Here is a 25578-nt window from a genome sequence, read left to right on the forward strand (position 1 = left end):
TTTACTCCTCATGATTTTAATTTAATAAAGACAGTTCTAGGTGAAATCTATGCAAAATTTTGATAAAAAAAGAAATAAAAAAGTTTTTGAGATAATAGTTATACTAAAGGTTATATACGTTATATCAAGTTTATTAGCTATAGCAAGTTTTGTAACTTTTGAAGAACAAGCAAAGGATGCAATAACTATTACAATATCAATAAGTATAATATTAACAATATTAATGGGTTACTTTTTATGGATATCTATTTATACTAAAAATAGAATAGATAAGTCTCCTAAATTTTTAGATTACTTAGAAACATCTATACTGATAGGAATGTTTATAATAGTAGTATTTTTCACAGGAAAAGCAGAAAGTGGATATAAATTACTTAGTATATTTATAGTTATAATATCCTCAATACAGTTTGGGAAAAATTATGGTGTAGCATCTTCTATTATTCAAATAGTAGCAATACTAGCTATTAGTATAATGTTTACAAGTGGAAATGAAGAAATGTTAAGGTTATATTTTGAAAGAGATTTAGTTCTTAGTGCAGCCTTATTTGTTATAGCTATTATACTAGGTATGTATGTTGATACAGAAAGAGAACATAGTAAGGAATTAAGAGAATTAGCAAATAAAGATGAATTAACTGGATTATACAATCATAGGTATTTTCAAGAATATCTTAATAATACACTAATAGAAGCAGATAAAAATGATAAAGAAGTTTCTTTATTATTTATGGATATAGATTACTTTAAAAATTATAATGATGTAAATGGGCATCAAGCTGGGGATTTATTACTTGAAAAGATTGGGAAAATATTAAATGAAAATATGAGAGAAAATGATATAGTTGCAAGGTATGGTGGAGAAGAATTTGCAGCAGTACTTCCTGACACAACAGAAGAGGATGCTATAAAAATTGGTGAAAATATAAGAAATGCAATACAACAGACTGAGTTTGAAGGTCAAGAAAATCAACCAAACAAAAATATTACTATATCAATAGGTGTATCATCTTATCCAAATAGTGCTATTAATAAACATCAGCTTATAAACACAGCAGATGATGCCTTATATAGAGCAAAATCTTTTAATAAAAATAGAGTAGAGTCATACCACAGTATATTATATGACTTATGCAGAGAAATAAATATACCAGAAGAAACAATAAAATCATTAAAAACATTTATAAATATGATAAATATAAAAGATAGATATACATATGGCCATACAGAGAGAGTGGTTATTTATTGTAAGTGGTTTGCACAGTCTATTGGATTAAGTGAACACGACCAAGCACAAATACAGATAGCAGCATATTTACATGATATTGGTAAGCTAGAAATTCCTGAAGAAGTTTTAAATAAAAAAGGTAGACTTACAGACGAAGAATTTAATATGCTTAGAAATCATCCTCAAGCAGGAGTTGACCTTATACACCATATAGTGCCACTAAAGGATTTTAGATCTATAATAAGACACCATCATGAAAGGTATGATGGGAAAGGTTATCCAGATAAACTTCAAAAAGAGGAGATTCCATATTTGGCAAGAATGATTACTATTGCAGATAGTTTTGACGCAATGACATCTAATAGACCATATAACACAAGGAAGAGCCATGAAGAAGGAATACAAGAATTGAGAGCTAATGCTGGTACTCAATTTGATCCATATTTAGTTGAGAAGTTTATAGAGATGTTAGAAAAATATAAAGATAATTTTTAAAAAATAGCCTATAAAGGTTATTTTTTTTTGTACAAGTACATATTTATTTTTGTAAGGGAGGGGATTATAATGTTAAGAGTATCTGATATAATGGAAAAGGAAATCATAAACATTAAAAATGGAAAAAGAATGGGATTTATAACTGATATAAATTTAGATATAAATGAGGGAAAAATAATGTCTTTTACAGTTAGTGGAGATGGAGGAAGAAGTCTATTTTCAAGAGGTGATGAAGGACAAGTTATATTTTTTAATGATATACTAAAGATAGGTTGTGATACTATAATAGTAAATATAGGTTCAGAACTAAATATAGACGATTTTAATATATAGCCAACAAAGGAGGATATAGATATGCAATGCCCTTACTGCAACTATAAAGAATCTAAAGTAGTAGATTCAAGACATACAGACAGAAAGTCTATAAGAAGAAGAAGAGAGTGTGAATCTTGTAAAAAAAGGTTTACTACTTATGAGAAAATAGAGATGACACCTGTAATGGTAGTTAAAAAAGATAATAACAGAGAATATTTTGATAGAGAAAAGTTAAAAAATGGAATACTAAAGTCTTGTGAAAAAAGACCTGTATCAGTAGAGCAAATAGATGACATAGTATACTATATAGAAAACGAAATAAATAAGCTTTATATATCTGAAATAGAAACTGGGGAAATCGGAGAAATGGTAATGGATAGGCTAAAAGAGGTTGACGAAGTAGCTTATGTTAGATTTGCATCTGTATATAGACAATTCAAGGATATAAATACTTTTGTAGCAGAGCTAAAAAATATATTAACAGAGAAAGGTAACTAGCATGGAAAAATTAATAAGAGTAAATGAAATAGAGAAAAATTTAGACTTTGTAAATTTAGCTGTAACTCTTAAAAATGTAGATGCAAAGTCAAAAGATGATATGTTAACTGTTTGTAAAGAAGGAAACTTTAATTTTAAAAACTTAACAAGTAATGTACAAATACATTCAGATATAGTTAATGTAGTTGAAAAGTTTGATATAGGATTAAAGAAGGATGGAGATGCACTTATAACAAACTTAACAAATACTCCACTATTAATATTTACAGCAGATTGTGTTCCAATAGCTTTAATAGACAAGAAAAATAAAGCTATTGGGCTTATCCATGCTGGATGGAGAGGGACTTATTCAAAAATAGTTAAAAATACTATAGATAAAATGATAGAAAAATATAACACTAATCCAAAAGATATAGTAAGTGTTATAGGACCATCTATAGGTAGATGTTGTTATGAAGTTTCAGAAGAGCTTATAGAAAAATTTAACACAATTCTTACAAACAAAGATGAAAAATTTTATATAATAAAAGAAGGGAAGTATCATTTAGATTTATGGAATGTTAATGAACAAATATTAAAAGAATGTAATGTTAAAAAAGAAAATATAATAAACTTAAATATTTGCACAAGTTGTGAAAGTGATAGATTCCATTCTTACAGAAAACATGATAAAACAAATGAAAGAATAGGTATGATACTAGAGATAAAATAAAGAGGTGAATTAATACCATGAAAGTAAAAGTACTTGTTATAGATGATGAAATGCATATAGTAGAGCTTTTAAAGTTCAATTTAGAAATGTCAAACTATGAAGTTGACTATGCATACGACGGAATAGATGGATATATAAAGGCAAGAGAATTAAAGCCTGATTTAATATTATTAGACTGGATGTTACCTAATATAAGTGGTATTGATGTACTTAGAAAGATAAGAAGTGACAAAGAATTAGCTAATACACCAGTTATAATGCTTACTGCTAAAAATATGGAAAATGATAAAGTAGAAGGGCTTGAATTTGGTGCTGATGATTATATGACAAAGCCATTTAGTATAAAAGAACTACTTGCTAGAATAGGTACTGTACTTAGGAGGTGTAATATAAAAGTAAAGACTAAAGAATCTACATTATCTATTGGAGACTTAAAAGTTGATTTAAGTAAACATGAGGTATATAAAGGAAGCGAAAAAATAGAACTTACTCTTAAGGAATTTGAATTATTAAAACTTTTACTAGAAAATAAAGGAAAGGTTCTTTCTAGAAATTATTTATTAGATAAAATATGGGGATATGAGTATTATGGTGAGACAAGAACAGTAGATGTTCATATAAGATATCTTAGAAAAAAAATTGAAAGTGAAAATGAATCGGACAAGTATATTCAGACAATTAGAGGTGTTGGATATAAAATTGATTAAAATATAACTTAGGAGATAACAACATGGAACAGTTAAGTACACTAGGGTATTCTATTTTATTAATATCTATAATAATCTCTATATTGTCAATACGATATACTTTAAGATTAAGAAAGTATTTAGAAGAATTTATATATGTTTCTAAAAAAATAAGTAATAAAGAATTTCATTCAAGAATAAGTAGTACAGCTAAAGGTGATTTAGGTGAACTAAGCAGAAACTTTAATGAAATGATAGAAATAATGGACAAAACCATAAGTGATTTGGACTATAGCAATTTACAAAAAACTTCTATACTAAAAAGTATATCTCATGGAATTTTGGCTATAGATATAGATGGAAATATAATGCTTATAAATGAAGAAGCTAAAAGAATGTTAAAATGTGATAATGGTATATTGGTAGAAGGAAAAAATATAAAAAATGTAATAAAAGAAGAAAAGTTATTAGAAGAAATAAATACGTTTAAAGGTTGGAAGCAAAATAAAACCGATGAACTAAAAATTAATGATGATTTAGTATATAAGGTTAGCATAGACCCAATATATCTTGAAAGTATAAAGCACATAATAATAGGTTCTATAATAAATATACAAGATATAACTGAAAAAGTTAAATTAGAACATATGAGAAGTGATTTTGTAGCAAATGTTAGCCATGAATTAAAAACACCTTTAACATCAATAAGTGGTTTTGTAGAGACCTTAAGGCTAAATGAAAATATTGATGTACAAACTAGAAATCGATTTTTAAGTATAATCGAAACTGAATCAGATAGATTAAAAAGATTGATTGATGATATATTATTACTTTCATTTATCGAAAATAATGAAAAGATAGTTTACGAAGGTGTATCCTTATATAATGTCTTTTTAGAAGTATATGAAATGACTAATTATATAGCGAAATCTAAAAATATAAACTTAACTTATGAGTTTGATGATAAATCGATTGTAGTATTTGCAAATAGAGATTATATAAAACAAGTATTTTTAAATCTAATAGATAATGCAATAAAGTATACTCCAGAAAATCAAGGTAAGACAGTAAAGGTAAGTGTAGGTACAAAACAAGATAAAATCATAATAAAAGTAAAAGATGAAGGTATAGGTATACCTAAAGAAGATATAAATCGTATATTTGAGAGATTTTATAGAGTTGATAAAGCAAGAAGTAAAGAAGTAGGCGGTACAGGTTTAGGTCTTGCTATAATAAAGCATATAGTTAAGTCTTTAGGTGGAACAATAGAAGTAAAAAGTGAATTAAGACATGGTAGTGAATTCATCGTTAATATACCTGAGAAAATTTCCTTTAAATAAAGGAAATTTTTTTTTGTTTTTGCACAAACTATTATCATGATATTTTAAATTAGGAACAATAGTTGTAAAAACAAAGGAGTTGATATGATGGAAGAGAGTGTATTAAGGGAAGGTGTTTTTAGACATTCGTTTATGGTAGCATCTATTCTAGGTATATTATGCAGAGCATTAGTTCTTAGGGTTGTAGATAAACAATATCCAAGAAGGCCTCAGGATTATCTAGAACAAATAATAACATCAGCACTAGCTGCATTTTTAGGAGCAATAGCCCTTCCGGCTCTTTTAGAAAATGAATTCTCTGCATTAACATTTTTTGCAATAGCAATACAACAATTTCAAGGCCTGGCAGAGCAAGAAAGAATAACCTTAAAAAATATTGACGAAGCAGAGATAGTGCCAAAAGGATCAGCTTATGTAGAAGAGATAGCTTCGACTTATGAATCTAGATGTTATATAAGTTTACTATCATCATTAATGGCATCAGGCTTATTTATACTATTTAATAACTATTTATTATATGGATTTTTAGTATCAACGATAGCAGCAGCTATAGGTGCTGGAATTATAGGGCTTATAATAAGAAGATATTTAAGAAGAGATAGTATAGCAGATGTAGCAGAAGTTAGAGAAGCTAAGATTCATTTTGATAAATCAGTTCTTAAAGTAAATGGAGTTTATATAGGGAACATAGGTTTAGAAGATACTAGAAATAGATATTTAAATGAAGGATTGGCAATAGAAATAATTCCTAAAAGCTTAGGTGATTTTGGTATAGTAAGTGATATAGGACAAAGACAAGCTATAATACATAATATATTTATTCATATGGGTGTAGATAAAGATGTAGATGAAAAAGACATATTAACTATATCAGAAACAGATTTTGATAAACGTTCAGTAGTAATACCTTTTATTCCAATAATGAAGGATATAGAAACTATGATTGAAATAGCAAGAAGTACTCCTATTATAGAAACAGCAAAAGGCAAAAATAGTGATTACAAAAAAACTATATAAAAATAAAGAGGTGGTATTATGGATACAGCATTTGTAGTGGCCTTATCAATAGGTGTGCTATCTAGGTTAATAATGTTAAATGTAGATAAAAAACAATACCCTACACAACCAAACGTGCTTTTAACACAACTTGTGTTAGCATTTGTAGCTTCAGCATTAGGAGCATTAGTTGTTCCTGCTTTACTAGAGAAGTCATATACATCAATTACATTTTTATCATTGGCAGCAGAACAGTTTAGAAAAGTAAGAGAAAGTAGAAGAAATACACTTCAAAACTTAGAAGATATTCAATTAGTTAAAAGAGGAAGTGCGTTTATAGAAGAAATAGCAAGAACATATGAAGTAAGAAATTATATGTGTATAGTAACATCTTTTTCAACTATATCTTTGTATCATTTTATGATAAAAGAATTTAATATATCTCAAAATAGTAGCTTACTTATAAGTGGGATATTTGGACTTATATTAGCTATAATACTTAAAAAATTATTAAAAAGAAAGTCTATTGAAGACATAGCAGATGTTCGACAAGTAGAAATAAAATTTGTTGATGAATCAATCCTTCAAGTAGGAGATTTAAAGGGAATAACAAATGTAGGTCTTGAAAGTGATAGACAAAGATATTTAGAAAATGGAATAGGTATAGAAATTATCCCAAAAGACAACAATTATATAAATGCAAGTGTATTATACGATGCGGGACAAAGGCAAGCTATAGTATATAATATATATTCAAGAGTAGGACTTTTTAGAGATGATAATGAACCGGCATTTGTACCTCTTCCAAGAAGACATCCTCAGAAACAAAGTATAATGATAGCTTATGTACCAATAGAGAGAGATGTAGAAAAAGTATTAGAGGCTGTTAGGTCTTGTCCGATATTATCTAGTTCAAAAGGTAGAAATCTATCTATTAATTATAAAATAGGCGAGAAAGGAAGTGTATAATATGGGAGAAAATATAGGTTTAACAGAATATACATTAGCAGTAATAACTACAGATAAAAATATGAAATTTGGTGGAGGATGTCCTATATTTTATGCAGAAGATGATAAAGATCTTCAACATAAAGCAATGCTTATGGCAAAGAGCGTTGGAGGAATGGTTCATGATATGACAAATGGAACATTAATCGTAGTTAAACATTAAAGGTACCTTTTAGGGTACCTTTTAACTTATTGCAAATATTGACTAATTTCAGCAAACCGTGGTATTATAAAACGATGTAATCATATGGAGAAAAGTGGTGAAAGTTCATGGAAGTAAATGTAAAGAAAATGAATAATGTAGTCAGCAAAGTTTATAATAATAGTATTGCAGAGGAACTAGGAATAGAGGTAGGAGACATACTTATTTCTATAAATGGCCAACCAATACAAGATATAATAGAATATAGATTTTTATTAAGTGATGAATACTTAGAAGTTGAGATACAAAAAATAAATGGTGAAATATATGTATATGAGATAGAAAAAGAATATGATGATGATTTAGGTATAGAATTTTCTAACCCTATAATAGACAAAGCTAAAAGTTGTAGAAATAAATGTGTATTTTGCTTTATAGACCAACTTCCAAAAGGAATGAGAGAAACTCTTTATTTTAAAGATGATGACTCAAGATTATCATTTTTACAAGGTAACTTTGTAACTCTTACAAATATGAGTGAAGAAGATATAGATAAAATAATAAGATACAGAATAAGTCCAATAAATATATCAGTTCATACTACAAACCCAGAACTTAGACAGAAGATGATAAAAAATAAGTTTGCAGGTAAATTATATGATATAATGAAAAGATTAGCAGATGCACAGATACAAATGAACTGTCAAATAGTTTTATGTCCTGGATATAATGATAAAGAAGAATTAGAAAGAACAGTATCTGATTTATCTAAATTATATCCATATGTAAATAGTGCAGCAGCAGTTCCAGTAGGTATAACTAAGCATAGGGATCATTTACCTAACTTAGAGATATTTAACGAGAAAACTGCAAGAGAGACTATAGAACAAGTTGAAAAATTACATGAAAAATATCTAAAGGAATTAGGAACAAGATTTATATTCTTATCAGATGAATTTTATGTAATGGCTAATAAAAAATTATTAGACTATGATGAATATGAAGGATTTATACAATTTGAAAATGGAGTAGGAATGATTAGTAAGCTTGAAAGAGAAATACAAGATCAACTAACTACTTTATCTGAAGAAAAGATAAATATAAAAAAGAAAGTTTCTATAGCAACAGGGCATTCTGCATATGAATTTATATGTAAAATGGCAAAAGAAATAATGGATAAGTGTCCTAATATGGAGATTAACGTTTATAAGATAATAAATAATTTCTTTGGAGAGACAATAACTGTTTCTGGACTTATAACAGCAACAGATATAATGGATCAATTAAAAGGTATAGATTTAGGAGAGACTCTTTATATACCAAGAAGTATGCTAAAAGCAGATGAAGATATATTCTTAGATAATATAACTTTAGAAGAATTAAACAATAAAATGGGAATTGAAGTAATACCTTGCTTAAATGAAGGTAAAGACTTTGTTGATAAAATATTAAAGTAGAGAAGGGAGATTATTATGAGCAATAGCAATAATAGACCGATAGTTGCAGTAGTAGGAAGACCTAATGTTGGTAAATCAACATTATTTAATAAACTAGCAGGAAAAAGAATATCTATAGTAGAAGATACTCCAGGAGTAACTAGAGATAGAATATTCACTGAAGTTGAGTGGTTAGACAGATACTTCACATTAATAGATACAGGTGGTATAGAGCCAGATAATGGAGATATAATACTATCTAAAATGAGAAATCAAGCAATGCTTGCTATGGACATGGCTCACGTTATAATGTTTGTAGTTGATGGAAAGGCAGGACTTACAGCAGCAGATAAAGAAGTTGCACAAATACTTAGAAAGACTAGTAAACCAGTTATATTAGTAGTTAACAAAATAGATAATATAAATCAATTTGATAACATATATGACTTTTATGAATTAGGATTAGGAACTCCATTTGCAATATCTAGTGCTAATGGAATGGGACTTGGAGACTTACTAGATGAAGTAATAGCATTTTTCCCTAAAGGATTAAATACAGAGTATGACGAAGATATAATAAAGATAGCTATAACAGGAAAGCCTAATGCAGGAAAGAGTTCTATAGTTAACAAGATGTTAGGAGAAGAAAGAGTTATAGTAAGTCCAATAGCTGGAACTACTAGAGATGCTGTAGATACTTATCTAGAAAGAGATGGACAACAGTTCATGCTTATAGATACGGCAGGTATAAGAAAGAAAAGTAAGATATATGAAACAGTAGAAAAATATAGTGTTATAAGATCTATGGCAGCAGTAGATAGAGCAGATGTTGTAATGATAGTAATAGATGCAGCAGAAGGTATAACTGAACAAGATACAAAAGTTGCAGGTATAGCACATGATGAAGGTAAAGGATGTATATTCGTTGTTAATAAGTGGGACTTAATAGAAAAAGACAACAAGACTTTAGGAAATTATACAAAAGAAATAAGAGAAAAGTTCCCATTTATGATGTATGCACCAGTGCTATTTGTTTCTGCTAAAACTAATCAAAGAATGAATAAAATATTAGAAACTGCAGAATTTGTAGCAAACGAAAATGCTAAGAGAGTATCAACATCAGCATTAAACGATGTAATAGGTGAAGCTGTAATGTTAAATCAACCACCATCAGACAAAGGAAAGAGATTAAAAATATACTATGGTTCTCAAACAGGAGTTAAGCCACCTAAGTTTACGTTATTTATAAATGACAAGCAGTTAACTCACTTCTCATATCAAAGATATCTTGAAAATAAGATAAGAGAGAACTTTGGATTTGAAGGAACTCCTATACACTTTGAATACAGAGAAAAAAGAAGGTAATAAAATTACTTAAGGGGGATTAGTATGCTTAACTATTTAATAATTTTTATAATTGCTTATCTTTTAGGAAATATATCAACATCATATATTATTGCTAGAAGATTAGCAGGAGTGGACATAAGAACTCAGGGATCGGGAAATGCAGGTTCTACTAATGTACTTAGAACTCTTGGAAAAAAGGCAGGTCTTATGACATTTGTAGGAGACTTATTAAAAGGAATAATAGCCGTATTATTAGCAGGGATAATTGCTAAATATATTGGACTAGACCCACTTACAGCTAAGTATATAGCTGTTGTAGGAGTTGTTAGTGGTCATAACTGGCCAGCATTTTTAGGATTTAAAGGTGGAAAAGGAGTTGCTACATCTTTAGGTTCTATGATAGCAGTTAATCCTATAATGGCCTTAAGTTGCTTTTTGGTATTTTTAATAATAGTTTATATAACTAAATACGTATCACTAGGATCAGTACTTAGTATATCACTTTCTCCAGTAATAATGATATTTAGTCAAAATACAAAAGGTGTACTAGTTACATTATTTTTAACTCTATCAGTTATATATACTCATAGAGAAAATATAAAAAGACTTATAAATAAAACAGAAAGAAAAATTGGAGAAAAAAAATAAAATAGTATCTAGGTGGTGTTTTTAATGGAAAAAGTATGTATTTTAGGAGCTGGAAGTTGGGGAAGTGCATTAGGTTTAGTACTAGCTAAAAAAGGCTATGAAGTAATCATATGGACTTTAAGTCAAGAACAAGCTGATAAAATAAATAAGACAAAAGAAAATATAGATTATTTACCAGGGGTTTTATTCCCAAATAACATAACACTTACAACATCTTTAGAAGAAGCAGTACTAGACAGTAAAATTATAGTATTAGCAGTACCTTCTCAAGCTATAAGAAGTGTTTCAAGTAGCCTAAAGCCATTTGTAAAAGATGAACAAATAGTAGTAGATGTTGCAAAAGGATTAGAAAGAGGAACTGGGCTTAGACTATCAGAGGTTGTAGCTGAGGAGCTTCCAAATAATCCTTATGTAACTTTATCAGGTCCATCTCATGCAGAAGAAGTTGCAAGAGATATACCTACTACAGTAGTAGCTGCATCAGAAAATTTAGAAGTGGCTCAAATAGTTCAAGATATGTTTATGACACCTAAATTTAGAGTGTATACTAACCCTGACATAGTAGGAGTTGAACTTGGTGGAGCTCTTAAAAATATAATTGCATTTGGTGCAGGTATATGTGATGGTTTAGGATATGGAGATAATGCAAAAGCTGCACTTATGACTAGAGGTATAAGAGAAATAGGAAGATTAGGAGTTAAAATGGGTGCTAATTTATCTACTTTCTCAGGACTATCAGGTATAGGTGATTTAATAGTTACTTGTACAAGTATGCATAGTAGAAATAGAAGAGCAGGAATTCTTATAGGGCAAGGAAAAAGTTTAGAAGAAACTCTTGCTGAAGTTAAAATGGTAGTAGAAGGTATAACTGCTACAGAAGTTGCTTATGATGTTTCTAAAAAGCTAGGTATAGATATGCCAATTACAAGTGCAATATATTCTGTACTTCACGAAGGTGCAAATCCAAATGAAGTAGTAGCAGATTTAATGATGAGAAACAAAACACATGAAATAGAAGAAGTAGTGGAAGATAAGCTAGGATTTTAATCCTAGCTTTTTTATTTTAAAAATTAAAAATGACAAGCATGATTTATATATAAATTTAGAAATTATTAGTAATAATAGGGGACAAATAAAAATATACTTTATTAAGAAACTATATGCAGGAGGGGAAAATTAATGAATAACATATATGAAGACATAGCTAAGAGGACTCAAGGAGATATATATATAGGTGTAGTAGGTCCTGTTAGAACGGGTAAATCTACATTTATAAGAAAGTTTATGGAAAAGTTAGTAATACCGAATATAGAAAATGAATTTAAAAAGGAAAGAACAAAGGATGAAATACCTCAAAGTGGTTCAGGTAAGACAATAATGACAGTAGAACCAAAATTTGTTCCAGCAGATGGAGTGGAGATAAAGGTTAGAGATACTGTAAATTTAAAAGTTAGAATGGTTGATTGTGTTGGGTACATAGTAGATGGAGCTTTAGGACATGAAGAAGATGGTAAACAAAGATTAGTATCAACGCCATGGTCACAAGAAGCTATGACATTTGAGCAAGCAGCAGAGATAGGAACTAAAAAAGTTATAAGAGATCATTCAACATTAGGTATAGTAGTTATAACAGATGGTTCAGTAACAGGTATAGATAGAAAGAGTTATTTACAAGCAGAAGAAAGAGTTATAAATGAGTTAAAGTCTTTAAATAAGCCTTTTGCTATTGTATTAAATACACTTGATCCATACAGTGAAGATATAGAATTATTAAGATCTGAATTAGAAGAAAAGTATGAAGCTCCTATAGTACCATTAAATGTATTAGCTATGGATGAAGAAGATATAGAGAGCGTTATGGAAACAGTACTTTATGATTTTCCATTAAATGAAATAAGAATAAATTTACCTCAATGGATAGAAGGATTAGAGAGAAATCATTGGATAAAAAATAATATAATATTCACATTAAAGCAAAGTATAGAAGAAATTGGAAAGATAAGAGATATAGATAGTATTGTAGCAGGATTTTCAGAGTTAGAATTCTTAGAAGATACATCAGTTGATAATGTTGAACTTGGAGAAGGTGTTATAAGTATAGATTTATCTGCTAAGCAAGATTTATTCTACAATGTATTAGAAGAAAAGAGTGGATTTAAAATAGATGGAGACCATCAACTGCTTAGCTTAGTAACTAAGTTATCTAGAGTTAAAAATGAATATGACAAGATAGAATCTGCTTTAATAGATGCAAAAACAAAAGGCTATGGAGTTGTAGCGCCATCTTTAGAAGAATTAAGCTTAGAGGAACCAGAAATAATAAAACAAGGAAAACAATATGGAGTAAAATTAAGAGCAAATGCACCGTCACTTCATATAATAAAAGCTGATATATCTACAGAGATAGCACCTATAGTTGGAAGCCAAAATCAAGGCGAAGAGATGATAAAATATATGCAAGAGGAATTTGAACAAAATCCTAATGAAATATGGTCATCAAATATGTTTGGAAAATCTTTACATGATTTAGTTAAGGAACAATTACAAAGTAAGCTATATACAATGCCTGAAGAAATAAGAGTTAAGATACAAAAAACTTTACAAAAGATAATAAATGAAGGAAGTAGTAATATAATAACTATATTATTATAAAATACACTGATAAAAATTAGATGGCTAATTAAGATAATATTTAAACGTAGGAAAGGTTAAAAACCTTTCCTATTCTTATATAAGCTTATAATAAAGTTAAAATGATTATATGATAATTTTCTAAATTATCAGAAAATACTTAAAATTTAAAGAACATATATCCAAAATTAATAATATAATCTATTAAATCAAAAAATTTATAGAATATATATTAAAAAAGGGGGTATGTTATGGAGCGTATTGTTTATGCAATAAATGATATTATTTGGAGTAACTGGTTAGTATTTTTATGTTTAGGTTCAGGTATTTATTTTTCTTTTAGAACCAAATTCTCTCAAATAAGACACCTTAAAGAAATGGTAGCCTTATTATTTAAAGGAGAAAAATCAGCTCAGGGTATTTCATCATTTCAAGCTCTATGTACAGCGCTAGCAGGGCGTATAGGTACCGGTAATATAGCAGGGGTAGCGACGGCTATAGCAATGGGAGGACCAGGAGCACTATTTTGGATGTGGGCAATAGCATTTTTAGGTGCAGGATCAGCATTTGCAGAATCTACATTAGCCCAAGTTTATAAAGAAGAACATGATGGATTATATCGTGGAGGACCAGCATACTATATTGAAAAGGGACTTGGAAATACTAAGTTTTCTAAATGGTACGGCATATTATTTGCATTAGCAACAGTATTAGCAACAGGATTATTACTACCTGGTGTTCAATCTAACTCTATAACAGTAGCAGTAAATAACGCTTTTAAGATAGACCCAATGATAATAACTGTAGTCCTAGTTATATTACTAGCACTTATAATATTTGGTGGAATAAAAAGAATAAGTTCTGCAGCAGAATTAATAGTTCCATTTATGGGAGGGATTTATATATTAATGTCTCTTGTAATAATAGCTGTTAATATAGAACAATTACCAAGTATTATAGAGTTAGTATTTAAGTCTGCATTTGGAGCAGAGCAAGCATTTGCAGGAATAATAGGTTCAACAATAGCTTGGGGAGTAAAACGTGGAGTTTATTCAAATGAAGCAGGTCAAGGAACTGGGCCACAAGCAGCAGCAGCTGAAGTAAGTCATCCAGCTAAGCAAGGTTTAGTTCAAGCATTTTCAGTATATGTAGATACTTTATTTGTATGTTCAGCAACAGGATTTATGATACTTATGACAGGAAGCTATAACGTTCATGGAGTAAATGGAGCTATGATTGTTGAGAATTTACCAGGAGTTGAGATAGGACCTATATATACTCAAACAGCAGTAGACTCGTTGATACCAGGATTTGGGTCAGCCTTTGTATCTATAGCATTATTCTTCTTTGCCTTTACGACTATAATGGCATACTACTATATAGCAGAAGTTAATATTATATATATAAGTAAGAGAATATTTAAAGGAAAAACAACTAAGTTATTTATAAATATACTTAGAGTTATATTATTAGGAGCAGTTGCATTTGGTTGTGTAAAGACAGCATCTCTTGCATGGACTATGGGGGATATAGGTGTTGGAAGTATGGCTTGGTTAAATATAATAGCTATACTTTTATTATCAAATGTAGCCATGAAGTGTTTCAAAGATTATGAAGAACAAATGAAAGCAGGAATACCAAGAGAAGAAAGAACATTTGATCCAATAAAACTTGGGATAAAGAATGCTGATTTCTGGGAAGAAAAAGTTAAAAAGGAATCTAATAAATAAAAAAAGTGTAGGCTATATAAATTAATAGCCTACACTTTTTTTTATTTATTAGATTGTAAGCAAAATTAAATATACAAGCAAATATTTAAGATTTAGAATCACCACAATAAAAGGAAATATAATATTATTTGAAGAATTAATAAAGTACCTAGATTTAAAGGGGGAAAAGTATGAAAAATAAGAAAATATCTAAAATACTAATACTAGGAATAGCTATATATTTTGTATTTCAAATTAGTATATTTTTAATAGGTGAAAATACCAGGACTATGGCCGTTGAATTAGAAGATATGGAGCTAAAAATTAATACAAAAGGGCTTGTAATAAAAGATGAGAGTGTAATTGTATCAAATGCAGATGGAACGTTTAAAAATCTACATGAAGAAGGTGAAAAAGTACAAAAATCAGAAAATATAGGATATATATATAAGGATATAGATATAGAAAAAATAAATTCAGATATAGAAAACTTAGACAAAGAAATAAATAAGTTAAAGGAACAAATAGATAGTCAAGATAATAGTACATTAAAACATATCACAGCTAATCAGTTAGAAAATAGTAAAAATAAAAAAGCAATTCTAGAAAAAAAGGCAAAAAGTTCTACATCTTATGTAAAAGCTGATATATCAGGAGTAATATCTTATAAAATAGATGAAAATGAAGGAAAGTATAATACAGATAGTATAGATTATTTAACCAAAGATGATATAGAGAATACTAATAATAACTATACAGATATAAATTCAAATGATAAAAAAATTAAAGAAAATGATCCAGTATTTAAAATAGTTAATCCAAATGATGTATATATAGCAGTATGTATAGAAGAAAAATATAGGAAATATTTTGAAGTAGGTAATAAGATTGAAATATATTTTAATGAAGAAATATTAGATGGTAAGGTCAATAAGGTTAAAAAAGATAATGATGATATCATAGTAATACTAAAAATAACTAGCCAAAATATAGGAATTTATGATACAAGAGTAGAAGAATTTGATATAATATATAAGCATATAGAAGGTTTTAAGATACCAAAGAAATCTATAAAATCAGTAGACAAGAAAAAAGGGGTATATATATTAAATCAGCAAACTAACAATATGGAATTTGTTGAATTAAGTGATGTTGCCTATGAAGCTGATGATTATATATTCGTAAAAAATGATAGTAGCGATAAAGAAAAAGTGATTGCATTGCATGATGAGGTTGTATTAAACCCCAATATTATAAATAAGAAAATAAAAATAAAGTAGGTGATAAAGTGTCAAGCGTAAAAGAAAATTTAGATATGGTAAGAGAAAAAATTAAAAATAGTTGTAATGTTTCTAATAGAAAAATTGATGAAGTAACTTTATTAGCAGTAACTAAGACTGTAGATGTAGATAAGGTTTTAGAAGCTATAGAAAATGGAGTTAAAGATGTTGGAGAAAATAAGCCACAAGAACTAGCTAGAAAGTATGAAGTTATAGGCGATAAAGTAAATTGGCATTTAATAGGAAGTTTACAAACTAATAAGGTAAAGTATATAATAGATAAGGTTTATATGATACACTCTTTAGATAGAATAGTTTTATGTGAAGAAATACAAAAAAGGGCAGAAAAAATAGATAAGACTATAAATTGTTTAGTACAAATAAATATATCAAAAGAAGAAAGCAAGCATGGTATATATAAAGAAGGTGCTATAGATTTTATAAAAGAAGTAGCAAATAATTATAATAATATAAAAATTAAAGGTCTTATGACTATGGCGCCTTTTACAGAAAATAAAGATGAAGTTAGAAAAGTATTTAGAGGATTAAAGGAATTAGCTGTAGAAATTGATAAGTTAAATATAAACAATGTTTCTATGGAATATTTATCTATGGGAATGAGCAATGATTATGAAATAGCAATAGAGGAAGGGTCTAATATAGTTAGAGTTGGAACCTCTATATTTGGAGCCAGAAATTACGATAAGTAGATTATATGAATTTAAAATTTGATTAATAAATAAGGAGGAAGTCAATAATGGGAGATAACATGATAACTAAGTTTAAAAATTGGTTTATAGAGGAAGATGAAGATTATATAGAAGAAGAAGAAATAATTGAAGATGAACTAGATATGGAACCAGAAATTGGAACAGCTATAAAAAATACTAACATAGTAAAGTTACATACTAACACTCAAATGAAGGTTGTAATAGTAGAACCTAAAAAATACGATGAAGTTACAACTATAGCGGATCATTTAAAGAGTAAGAGAACTGTAATAGTTAACTTAGAAAATTTAAAAGATCCAGTTGCTAAGAAGTCTATATTTGACTTTATGAATGGAGCTGTATATGTTTTAGAGGGAAGTATACAAAAAGTATCTAAAGCTATATTTATACTTGCACCAAATAATGTAGATATAGATGCAAATTTAAAAAAGGAATTAGAAAACAGCAAGACACTTTTCCCTTGGCAAAATAATAAATAAAATATAAAAGTAAAGGGGTTAAATAATGAGTACTATAGGATTGGCTTTATATTATCTATTTGATATATTATCTTGGATAATAATTATAAAGAGTTTAATGTCTTGGTTTCCTAATGGGATGGGAAGTAAGTTATACTATATATTAAATAATATAACAGAACCAATAGAAGGTCCTATAAGGTCTATAATGTATAAGTACAATAGTGGACCGGTAGATTTTTCACCAATGATAGCAATATTAGTATTAATGTTACTAAAGAGGGTGGCACTAATCGTGTTCTATTAAGAGGAGATAATAGTGGACAGGCTAAAACTAACTAATCATATTAAGGATATAGAATTAAAAAATAAAATGTTTAAGGTTATAGATAAAGCTAATGCCACAATGAAAAATTATGATGTAAGACAAACGGAATTTTTAAATCCTTATGAAATCAAAAATGCTATTGCTATTTTGAATTCTTATAGTGATTTAAAATACTCTGTTGATGGTGGACATAAAGAGGCTGAAAGAAGTAAAATATTTATATATCCATTTTATATGGAATATGAAGATATAGATGATAACCTTAAATTTATACAAGTAGAAGGTAATTTTAAGTTTAAAAGCATATCACATAAGGACTATTTAGGGTCTCTTATGGGTCTTGGTATAAAAAGAGAGATGATAGGAGATATTATTATACACGATAGCTTTTGCCAAATAATTGTAAGTTGTGATATATGTGATTTTATAATTATGAACTTACAAAAAGTTTCGACAAATAGTGTTTCAGTGTATGAAATATCAAGAGAAGATATAATAGAAAGCTCATTAAATTATAAAGATATATCATTTACAGTATCATCAAGTAGGCTAGATTGTATTATAAGTGGATTATATAATATATCAAGACAAGAAAGTTTAAAATACATAAATGCAGAAAGAGTTTTTGTTAATTATGAAAAGATAACATCTGCATCTAAAGAAATAGAAAATAATTCACTAATATCAGTTAGAGGTAAAGGTAGGGCGGTAATATCTAAAATAGGAGATATTACTAAAAAAGGCAGAATAAAAGTTTGTGCTAAGTTAATAATATAGGAGGGAGAAAAGCATGCTTACTCCAATAGAAATAGAAAATAAGGAATTTAAAAAAGGAATAAGAGGATACAGAGAAGAAGAGGTCGATGAATTTTTAGATGCAGTTAAGGAAGATTATGAACATCTATACAGAGAAAATTCAGATCTTAAAGAAAAAGTAAGATTATATCAAGATCAAATAAACAAATATGAAAATATAGAAGAAACATTAAAAGCTACACTTATAAGAGCTGAAAGTGTTGCAGAAGATACTTGTACTGCTGCAAATAAAAAAGCTAAGATAATAGTAGAAGAAGCTGATTTAAAAGCAAGACAAATAATTGAACAAGCTAATAATCAAGTAATAGAAATAAGAAAAGAATATAATGAAATGGTAAAAGAATTTAAAGTATTTAGAAATAAATTTAAATCTTTACTAGAAGATGAAATAAGAAGTATAGATGAAATATTCTATAATGTTGATGAAAATGATATGAGAGCTTTTGAGACAACATTATTTGATATGCCAATAGAAAAAGAGGCAGCAGCTACATTAGATTAATATAAAATAAAAAGTAATTGACTATTTTGACGATTTGTTATAAAATCTCATATTATAAACAAAAATATAAATAAAAGCTATGATGGAGACAGTAAGCTTTAGATAATTTTACAGAGAGTTGGGTTGCTGAGAGCCAATAAATTTATAAAGTGGAAAATCACTCCGAAGCTGCAGGCTGAAAAAGTATTTGATTAAGCTGTGCCGGTAAAGTGCCGTTATACTATTTAAGTGCTATACATAAGTAAAGTATATTTTATATATGTATAGAATTAGGGTGGTAACGCGATTAATACTCGTCCCTTGTTTTAGGGGGACGAGTTTTTTAATACAAAAAATTAAAATGTAAATTAGTTAGGTTTAAATATTCTAACAAAATTTAGATAACAATTAATATGAAAGGGTGATACTATGTCAAAGTTTAAGTCATTAGTTGACTCTTCTGTAAAGCAAGCAGAAGCAGAAGTTTCTAAGTATTGGAATGATATAAACATACTTGAGAAAACTTTAGAAAAAGGGAAAAATGATCCAAGTTTCGTATTCTATGAAGGTCCTCCAACAGCAAATGGAAACCCAGGAATACACCATGTTATAGCTAGAACATTAAAAGACTCTGTTTGTAGATACCAAACTATGAATGGAAAGCAAGTAAAAAGAAAAGCTGGTTGGGATACACATGGTCTACCTGTTGAAATACAAGTAGAAAAGGAATTAGGTTTATCTGATAAGCAAGAAATAGAAGCTTACGGAATAGATAAATTTAATCAAAAGTGTAGAGAGTCTGTTTTCACTTATGAAAAACAGTGGAGAGATATGACTGAGAGAATGGCATACGAAATAGACTTAGATAATCCATATATAACTTTAGATAACAACTATATAGAATCTGTATGGTGGATATTAAACAAGTTCAACAAAGAAGGATATGTATACGAAGGTCATAAGATACTTCCATATTGTCCAAGATGTGGAACTGGTCTTGCATCTCATGAGGTTGCACAAGGATATAAAGAAATAAAAAATAATACAGTAATAGCTAAGTTTAAAAGAAAAGGTGCTGATGAGTATTTCTTAGCATGGACAACTACACCTTGGACATTACCATCAAACGTTGCATTAACAGTAGGTCCTGAAATAGACTACATAAAAGTTAAGCAAAATGATGAAGTTTATTATGTAGCTAAGGCTTTAGCTAACAAGGTTTTAGGTGAAGACTACGAAGTATTAGAAGAAATGAAAGGTAAAGATTTAGAATACATAGAGTATGAACAATTAATGCCTTTTGTTGAAGCTGATAAAAAAGCATTCTTCTTAACTTGCGGAGACTACGTTACAACTGAAGATGGTACAGGTATAGTACATACTGCACCAGCATTTGGTGAAGATGACTACAACTTAGGTAGAAAGTATGATTTACCAGTACTTCAACCAGTATCTGAAGCAGGTAAATTTACAACTACTCCATGGGAAGGAAAATTCGTTATGGAAGATGGAGTAGATGTTGAAATAATAAAATGGTTACACGGTGAAAATAAATTATTTAGCAAAGAAAAAGTAGCTCATAATTATCCTCACTGCTGGAGATGTCAAACTCCACTTTTATACTATGCTAAGCCAAGCTGGTATATAGAAATGACAAAATTAAAAGACCAATTAATAGCTAACAATAAGACAGTTGAATGGTATCCAAACTTCGTTGGTGAAGGTAGATTTGGAAACTGGTTAGAAAACTTAAATGACTGGGCTATATCAAGAAGTAGATATTGGGGTACTCCACTTAATATATGGAAGTGTGAATGTGGACATAGAGATTCTGTAGGTTCAAGAGAAGAATTAGCTCAAAAAGCTATAGAAGAAGTAGATCCTAAAACAGTAGAACTTCACAGACCATATGTTGATAATATACATCTAAAATGTGAGTGCTGTGGTAAGCCTATGACAAGAGTAACAGATGTTATAGACTGTTGGTTTGACAGTGGTTCAATGCCATTTGCTCAACATCATTACCCATTTGAAAACAAGGAAAACTTTGAAGAATTATTCCCAGCAGATTTCATATGTGAAGGTATAGACCAAACTAGAGGATGGTTCTATTCATTACTTGCTATATCAACATTTGTTATGGGTAAAGCTCCATATAAGAGAGTTTTAGTTAATGACCTTGTTTTAGATAAAGAAGGTAAGAAGATGAGTAAGTCTAGAGGAAATACAGTAAATCCATTTGAGTTATTTGACCAATATGGAGCAGATGCCTTAAGATGGTACTTATTATACGTATCTCCACCATGGACTCCAACAAGATTTGATGTTGATGGATTAAAAGAAGTTCAAAGTAAGTTCTTAGGAACTATGAAAAATGTATATAACTTCTTTGCATTATATGCAAATACTGATAATATAAATCCAACTGACTTCTTTGTAGAATACAAAGATAGACCAGAATTAGATAGATGGATATTATCTAAGTTTAACAACTTAAAGAAAGAAGTAGAAGAAAACTTAGAGATATTTGAATTAAACAAAACAGTTAGAACTATTCAAGAATTTATAAACGAAGATTTATCTAACTGGTATATAAGACGTTCAAGAAGAAGATTCTGGGCGACTGAATTAACTGAAGATAAAAAATCAGTTTACAATACAACTTATGAAATATTAACAGAGCTTTGTAAGCTTATAGCTCCATTTACTCCATATATATCAGAAGAAATATACAGAAACTTAACTAATGAAGTTTCAGTACATTTAAGTACGTATCCAAAAGCTAATTTAGATTTAATAAACAATGAATTAGAAGAGAAGATGGACTTAGTTAAAAACCTAGTTACATTAGGTAGAGCATCAAGAGAAGCTACAAGAATAAAGGTACGTCAACCAATACAAAAAGTATTAGTAGATGGTAAGTTTGAAGCTACTATAAGTGATGTTGTAGACTTAATAAAAGAAGAACTTAACGTTAAAGAAGTTGTATTTGCAAAAGATTTATCTGAATATATGAACTTTAGCTTAAAACCAAACTTTAAAGTTTTAGGACCAATACTTGGTGCTAACATGAAGTTCTTTGCTGGTGCATTAAATAAATTAAATCCAAATGAAGTTGTTCCTAAATTAGAAAATGGTGAAAGTTTTGCTGTTGATATAAACGGAGAAAACTTTGAATTTAACAAAGACCATGTTTTAATAAACATATCAGCTAAAGAAGGATTTAATGTAACTATGGAAAACAACTTATTTGTTATATTAGATACAACATTAACAACACAGTTAATAGAAGAAGGATATGCAAGAGAATTTATATCTAAGATACAACAAATAAGAAAATCTAATAACTTTGATGTTTTAGATAACATAGTTATAGAATTTAATTCAGATGATGAAATAGCTAAAGCTGTAGAAAATTATGATGAATATATAAAATCAGAAACATTAGCTGTAGAAATAAATAGAGTAGAAGATGAAACTTTAGAAAGTCATAACTTAAATGACCATATGACTGGAATAAAAGTTATAAAGAAATAATTTAAAAAGTACCTCTTGATGAAGTATTTCATTAAGAGGTACTTTTTTACATACAAGAAAATTATTATATTAAGCATAAACCTATTGATAATTCATGAAAATAAGATATATCAATAGGTTTAAAAATATAAAAAATAATAATCTTAGCAACGGACAAAGTCGTTGGCAGCATAAGTGAAGCAAATTTTTTATATAAAAGTTAATTAAAAGCTTTTTAGAAATTAATTAGATTAAAAATATTATTAAATTTAGAATATAAAATTATATTGAAAATTCTAATAATATAAAAGAAATTGAAAATATTTAATAATATAAATATAAAGATAAGTATTAGTTAAGAAAAATTTAAAAAATATACAAAAAAACATTAAAAATGAAATTAAGTTAGAAAAAAACACTAAAAGCTGCTTTAAAAGTTAAAGTATAAATCATTAAAAAAATTTTAAAATAAAATGAAAATAAGAGAATAGATTAATAAATTAGAAGTTTCAGAAAAATTATGAAATCGTTGTCGTGATGTGTTAGAATAAGTTAAGTAATCATGGAATATAAAATAGGGAGGGAAAGTATGGATGTAAGTGTAAAATCGCAAAAGAAACAAAAACAAGGCTTCATGGACAAAATAGAGAAGCTTGGTAACAAATTACCACACCCAGTGCTAATGTTTATATACATAGCAGCATTTGTTTTAGTTTTATCAGCAATACTAGGAAGTTTAGGGGTAGTAGCTAAAACTCCTTTAGGTGATTTCCCAATAAACAATTTATTAGGGCAAAAACCAATAGAGGTGTTAAAAGTAGGGGCAACAGGAACAGAAGTAGCAGAAAGATATTCAAATGGTCTTTCTTATGTTATAGGAACTGCAATAGCTAATTTTATGAACATGTATGCAATAGGCACTATACTTATAATAATGTTAGCAATAGGACTTATGGAACAAAGTGGATACTTAACAATGGCAATGAAAAGTATAGTTCAAGCTACGCCTATGAAATTAGTTACTCCAGTTGTAATATTCTTAGGGGTTATGTCTAATATGGCATCAGATGCAGGGTATGTTGTATTAATACCACTTGCTGCATTAATGTATTATACATTAGGAAGAAATCCTATAGCAGGTCTTGCAGCAGGATTTGCAGGGGTTTCTGGAGGATTTAGTGCAAACTTATTTGTTAGTTCAACAGATGCATTATTATTACCATTTACTCAAGCAGCAGCTGAGACTGGTGATGCTATGGCAGGTACTCAATTAGCAGGAACTTTATCAGTTACAAGTAACTGGTTCTTCATGATGGCATCTACATTCTTAATAATATTAATAGGAACTATAGTTGTAGATAAGTATATTGAGCCAAGATTAGGAAAATATAATAAAGCAGAGGCTGAAGTTGAGCCAGAACATGAAATAACTCAAGCAGAAAAAAGTGCTTATAAATTTACAAATAAAATAATGTTATTATTATTTGCTTTAATAATATTAACAGCTTTACCAATAGATAAAAATAACACTATACCTTTAGTAGGTGACTTATCAACTACAGTAGAGTTATGGGGAAAAGATGCAGAAGGGAATGCAGCTTTAGTTGCAGCAGATGGCTTCTTAAACTCTATATTCTTTAAAGGTGATATGGTTATAATGATAATGTTCGTTATATTCGCTGTAAGTGGATTAGTATACGGATTTAAATCAGGTAAGTTTAAAAAAGCAGCGGATATAGTGCCAGCAATGGTTAGAGCGATGGCAGATATGGCTCCAATAATAGTTATATTATTCTTCGTTGCTCAATTTATTAATTACTTTAACGACTCTCACTTAGGAGTGTATGTTGCATCATTAGGAGCTAATTTAGTTTCTAAAATACCAGAAGGTAGTATGTTTATGAATATTGTGTTAATGGTTGCATTTATATTCTTAACTGCATTTGTTAACTTATTTATGGGAGGAGCTTCATCTAAGTGGGGACTTCTTGCTCCAATATTTGTTCCAATGTTAATGGTTGCGGGATTCACTCCAGCAGGTGTTCAGTTAATATACCGTATAGGTGACTCTTCAACAAATGTAATATCTCCATTAATGAGCTATTTAGGGGTTATAGTAGTATTTGGTCAAAAATATAAGAAAGAATTTGGTGTAGGTAACCTAATAAGTACAATGATGCCAATAGCTATAGCATTTTTAATAGGATGGACTATATTTGCTATAATATGGGCTTTAGCAGGAGCACCTATAGGACCAGGAACAGCAATCTTTATGTAAGGGGTTTAAAATTAACTACATATAATATTTTATATAAAGGGGTAAAATTAGGTTATGCTTAAATTTACCCCTTTCTTATATTTACTTAAAGTTTTTAGGTTGATTAATTATAAAAAATTATAAAATACTAAATATATAAATTAAAAATTGAATTAAAATAAATATTTTAATCGAATATAAAAGATAAAAACAATGTAAAAATATATAAAAAAAACTAAATAATAATAAAAAGATGTATAAAACTAAATTTTCTGAAAAATAATATTGTGTTTACGTTAAAAAAAATAGAATATATAATTAAACTGTAAGATAAGTTAAAAGAGGTACAGAAGTACCTATTCTATTATAAGGATACAAAACATTAGATATAAAAAATTAAATAACTGATAAAAATAAAGCCATGAAGGTTTAAATTACAAAGATTTATTTGATATATCTTTGTAAAAACTCATGGCTTTTTGTAATGTAATTAGTAAATTTATGTTAAATTAAACAATAG

Annotated in this window: 23 protein-coding genes and 1 other annotated feature; all 23 genes read left to right on the forward strand. The window is 28.5% G+C overall.

Translation table 11 applies throughout. The annotated features are described in order from the left end of the window. Window positions 1–49: 49 nt before the first annotated feature. The gene (locus I1959_RS04250) at window positions 50–1723 is read left to right on the forward strand and encodes a bifunctional diguanylate cyclase/phosphohydrolase (RefSeq protein WP_195237220.1); all 1674 of its coding nucleotides are present in this window, start codon (window positions 50–52) and stop codon (window positions 1721–1723) included. Between the two features lie 69 nt (window positions 1724–1792). Continuing rightward, a complete protein-coding gene (locus tag I1959_RS04255; protein ID WP_092924192.1) occupies window positions 1793–2056 on the forward strand; it encodes a YlmC/YmxH family sporulation protein in 264 nt (87 codons plus the stop codon). 21 nt (window positions 2057–2077) lie between these two features. Beyond that, window positions 2078–2536, forward strand: coding sequence for a transcriptional regulator NrdR (gene nrdR, locus I1959_RS04260; RefSeq protein ID WP_092924195.1), 459 nt, complete (start codon window positions 2078–2080; stop codon window positions 2534–2536). 1 nt (window position 2537) lies between these two features. Further along, window positions 2538–3248 carry a peptidoglycan editing factor PgeF gene (gene pgeF / locus I1959_RS04265; RefSeq protein ID WP_195237222.1) on the forward strand — a complete coding sequence of 237 codons (711 nt, stop codon included), beginning with the start codon at window positions 2538–2540 and terminating at the stop codon, window positions 3246–3248. A gap of 17 nt (window positions 3249–3265) precedes the next feature. Continuing rightward, on the forward strand, window positions 3266–3955 hold the full coding sequence (locus tag I1959_RS04270; RefSeq protein WP_195237224.1) for a winged helix-turn-helix domain-containing protein: 690 nt from the start codon (window positions 3266–3268) through the stop codon (window positions 3953–3955). 23 nt (window positions 3956–3978) lie between these two features. After that, complete coding sequence (locus I1959_RS04275; protein WP_092924204.1) at window positions 3979–5274, forward strand: HAMP domain-containing sensor histidine kinase; 1296 nt, start codon at window positions 3979–3981, stop codon at window positions 5272–5274. 87 nt (window positions 5275–5361) lie between these two features. Beyond that, window positions 5362–6291: a YIEGIA domain-containing protein gene (locus tag I1959_RS04280; protein ID WP_092924207.1), complete on the forward strand. Its 930-nt coding sequence runs from the start codon at window positions 5362–5364 to the stop codon at window positions 6289–6291. An 18-nt stretch (window positions 6292–6309) separates the two neighbouring features. Continuing rightward, window positions 6310–7239, forward strand: coding sequence for a YIEGIA family protein (locus I1959_RS04285; protein ID WP_195237225.1), 930 nt, complete (start codon window positions 6310–6312; stop codon window positions 7237–7239). Between the two features lies 1 nt (window position 7240). Continuing rightward, the gene (locus tag I1959_RS04290) at window positions 7241–7441 is read left to right on the forward strand and encodes a capping complex subunit for YIEGIA (RefSeq protein ID WP_195237227.1); all 201 of its coding nucleotides are present in this window, start codon (window positions 7241–7243) and stop codon (window positions 7439–7441) included. Between the two features lie 107 nt (window positions 7442–7548). Next, window positions 7549–8877 carry a DUF512 domain-containing protein gene (locus tag I1959_RS04295; protein ID WP_092924216.1) on the forward strand — a complete coding sequence of 443 codons (1329 nt, stop codon included), beginning with the start codon at window positions 7549–7551 and terminating at the stop codon, window positions 8875–8877. Between the two features lie 15 nt (window positions 8878–8892). Continuing rightward, window positions 8893–10221: a ribosome biogenesis GTPase Der gene (gene der, locus I1959_RS04300; RefSeq protein WP_092924219.1), complete on the forward strand. Its 1329-nt coding sequence runs from the start codon at window positions 8893–8895 to the stop codon at window positions 10219–10221. A 24-nt stretch (window positions 10222–10245) separates the two neighbouring features. Then, window positions 10246–10851 (forward strand): glycerol-3-phosphate 1-O-acyltransferase PlsY, encoded by a 606-nt coding sequence (gene plsY, locus I1959_RS04305; protein ID WP_166505897.1) that lies wholly within the window; start codon window positions 10246–10248, stop codon window positions 10849–10851. A gap of 24 nt (window positions 10852–10875) precedes the next feature. Beyond that, window positions 10876–11898 (forward strand): NAD(P)H-dependent glycerol-3-phosphate dehydrogenase, encoded by a 1023-nt coding sequence (locus I1959_RS04310; RefSeq protein WP_195237229.1) that lies wholly within the window; start codon window positions 10876–10878, stop codon window positions 11896–11898. A 132-nt stretch (window positions 11899–12030) separates the two neighbouring features. Further along, window positions 12031–13503, forward strand: a complete 1473-nt coding sequence (gene spoIVA / locus I1959_RS04315; RefSeq protein ID WP_092924228.1) for a stage IV sporulation protein A — start codon at window positions 12031–12033, stop codon at window positions 13501–13503. 230 nt (window positions 13504–13733) lie between these two features. After that, entirely contained in the window at window positions 13734–15212 is a 1479-nt protein-coding gene (locus tag I1959_RS04320; protein ID WP_195237231.1) for an alanine/glycine:cation symporter family protein, read from the forward strand. A 170-nt stretch (window positions 15213–15382) separates the two neighbouring features. Next, a complete protein-coding gene (locus I1959_RS04325; RefSeq protein WP_195237232.1) occupies window positions 15383–16471 on the forward strand; it encodes an HlyD family efflux transporter periplasmic adaptor subunit in 1089 nt (362 codons plus the stop codon). Between the two features lie 8 nt (window positions 16472–16479). Next, window positions 16480–17181 carry a YggS family pyridoxal phosphate-dependent enzyme gene (locus I1959_RS04330; RefSeq protein ID WP_195237233.1) on the forward strand — a complete coding sequence of 234 codons (702 nt, stop codon included), beginning with the start codon at window positions 16480–16482 and terminating at the stop codon, window positions 17179–17181. Between the two features lie 47 nt (window positions 17182–17228). Beyond that, window positions 17229–17681, forward strand: coding sequence for a cell division protein SepF (locus tag I1959_RS04335; RefSeq protein ID WP_092924241.1), 453 nt, complete (start codon window positions 17229–17231; stop codon window positions 17679–17681). Between the two features lie 25 nt (window positions 17682–17706). Continuing rightward, window positions 17707–17967: a YggT family protein gene (locus I1959_RS04340; RefSeq protein ID WP_166505893.1), complete on the forward strand. Its 261-nt coding sequence runs from the start codon at window positions 17707–17709 to the stop codon at window positions 17965–17967. A 12-nt stretch (window positions 17968–17979) separates the two neighbouring features. After that, on the forward strand, window positions 17980–18765 hold the full coding sequence (locus tag I1959_RS04345) for a YlmH family RNA-binding protein (protein ID WP_166505892.1): 786 nt from the start codon (window positions 17980–17982) through the stop codon (window positions 18763–18765). A gap of 13 nt (window positions 18766–18778) precedes the next feature. After that, window positions 18779–19306, forward strand: a complete 528-nt coding sequence (locus tag I1959_RS04350) for a DivIVA domain-containing protein (RefSeq protein ID WP_195237234.1) — start codon at window positions 18779–18781, stop codon at window positions 19304–19306. Window positions 19307–19376: 70 nt separating this feature from the next. Next, window positions 19377–19610, forward strand: a binding site (T-box leader). Between the two features lie 104 nt (window positions 19611–19714). Continuing rightward, window positions 19715–22822 (forward strand): isoleucine--tRNA ligase, encoded by a 3108-nt coding sequence (gene ileS, locus I1959_RS04355; protein WP_195237235.1) that lies wholly within the window; start codon window positions 19715–19717, stop codon window positions 22820–22822. A gap of 568 nt (window positions 22823–23390) precedes the next feature. Then, entirely contained in the window at window positions 23391–25079 is a 1689-nt protein-coding gene (locus I1959_RS04360) for an AbgT family transporter (protein ID WP_166505889.1), read from the forward strand. Window positions 25080–25578: the final 499 nt, after the last annotated feature.

The sequence above is a fragment of the Romboutsia sp. 1001285H_161024_C4 genome (genome assembly GCF_015550185.1).
Lineage (GTDB): Bacteria > Bacillota > Clostridia > Peptostreptococcales > Peptostreptococcaceae > Romboutsia_C > Romboutsia_C hominis.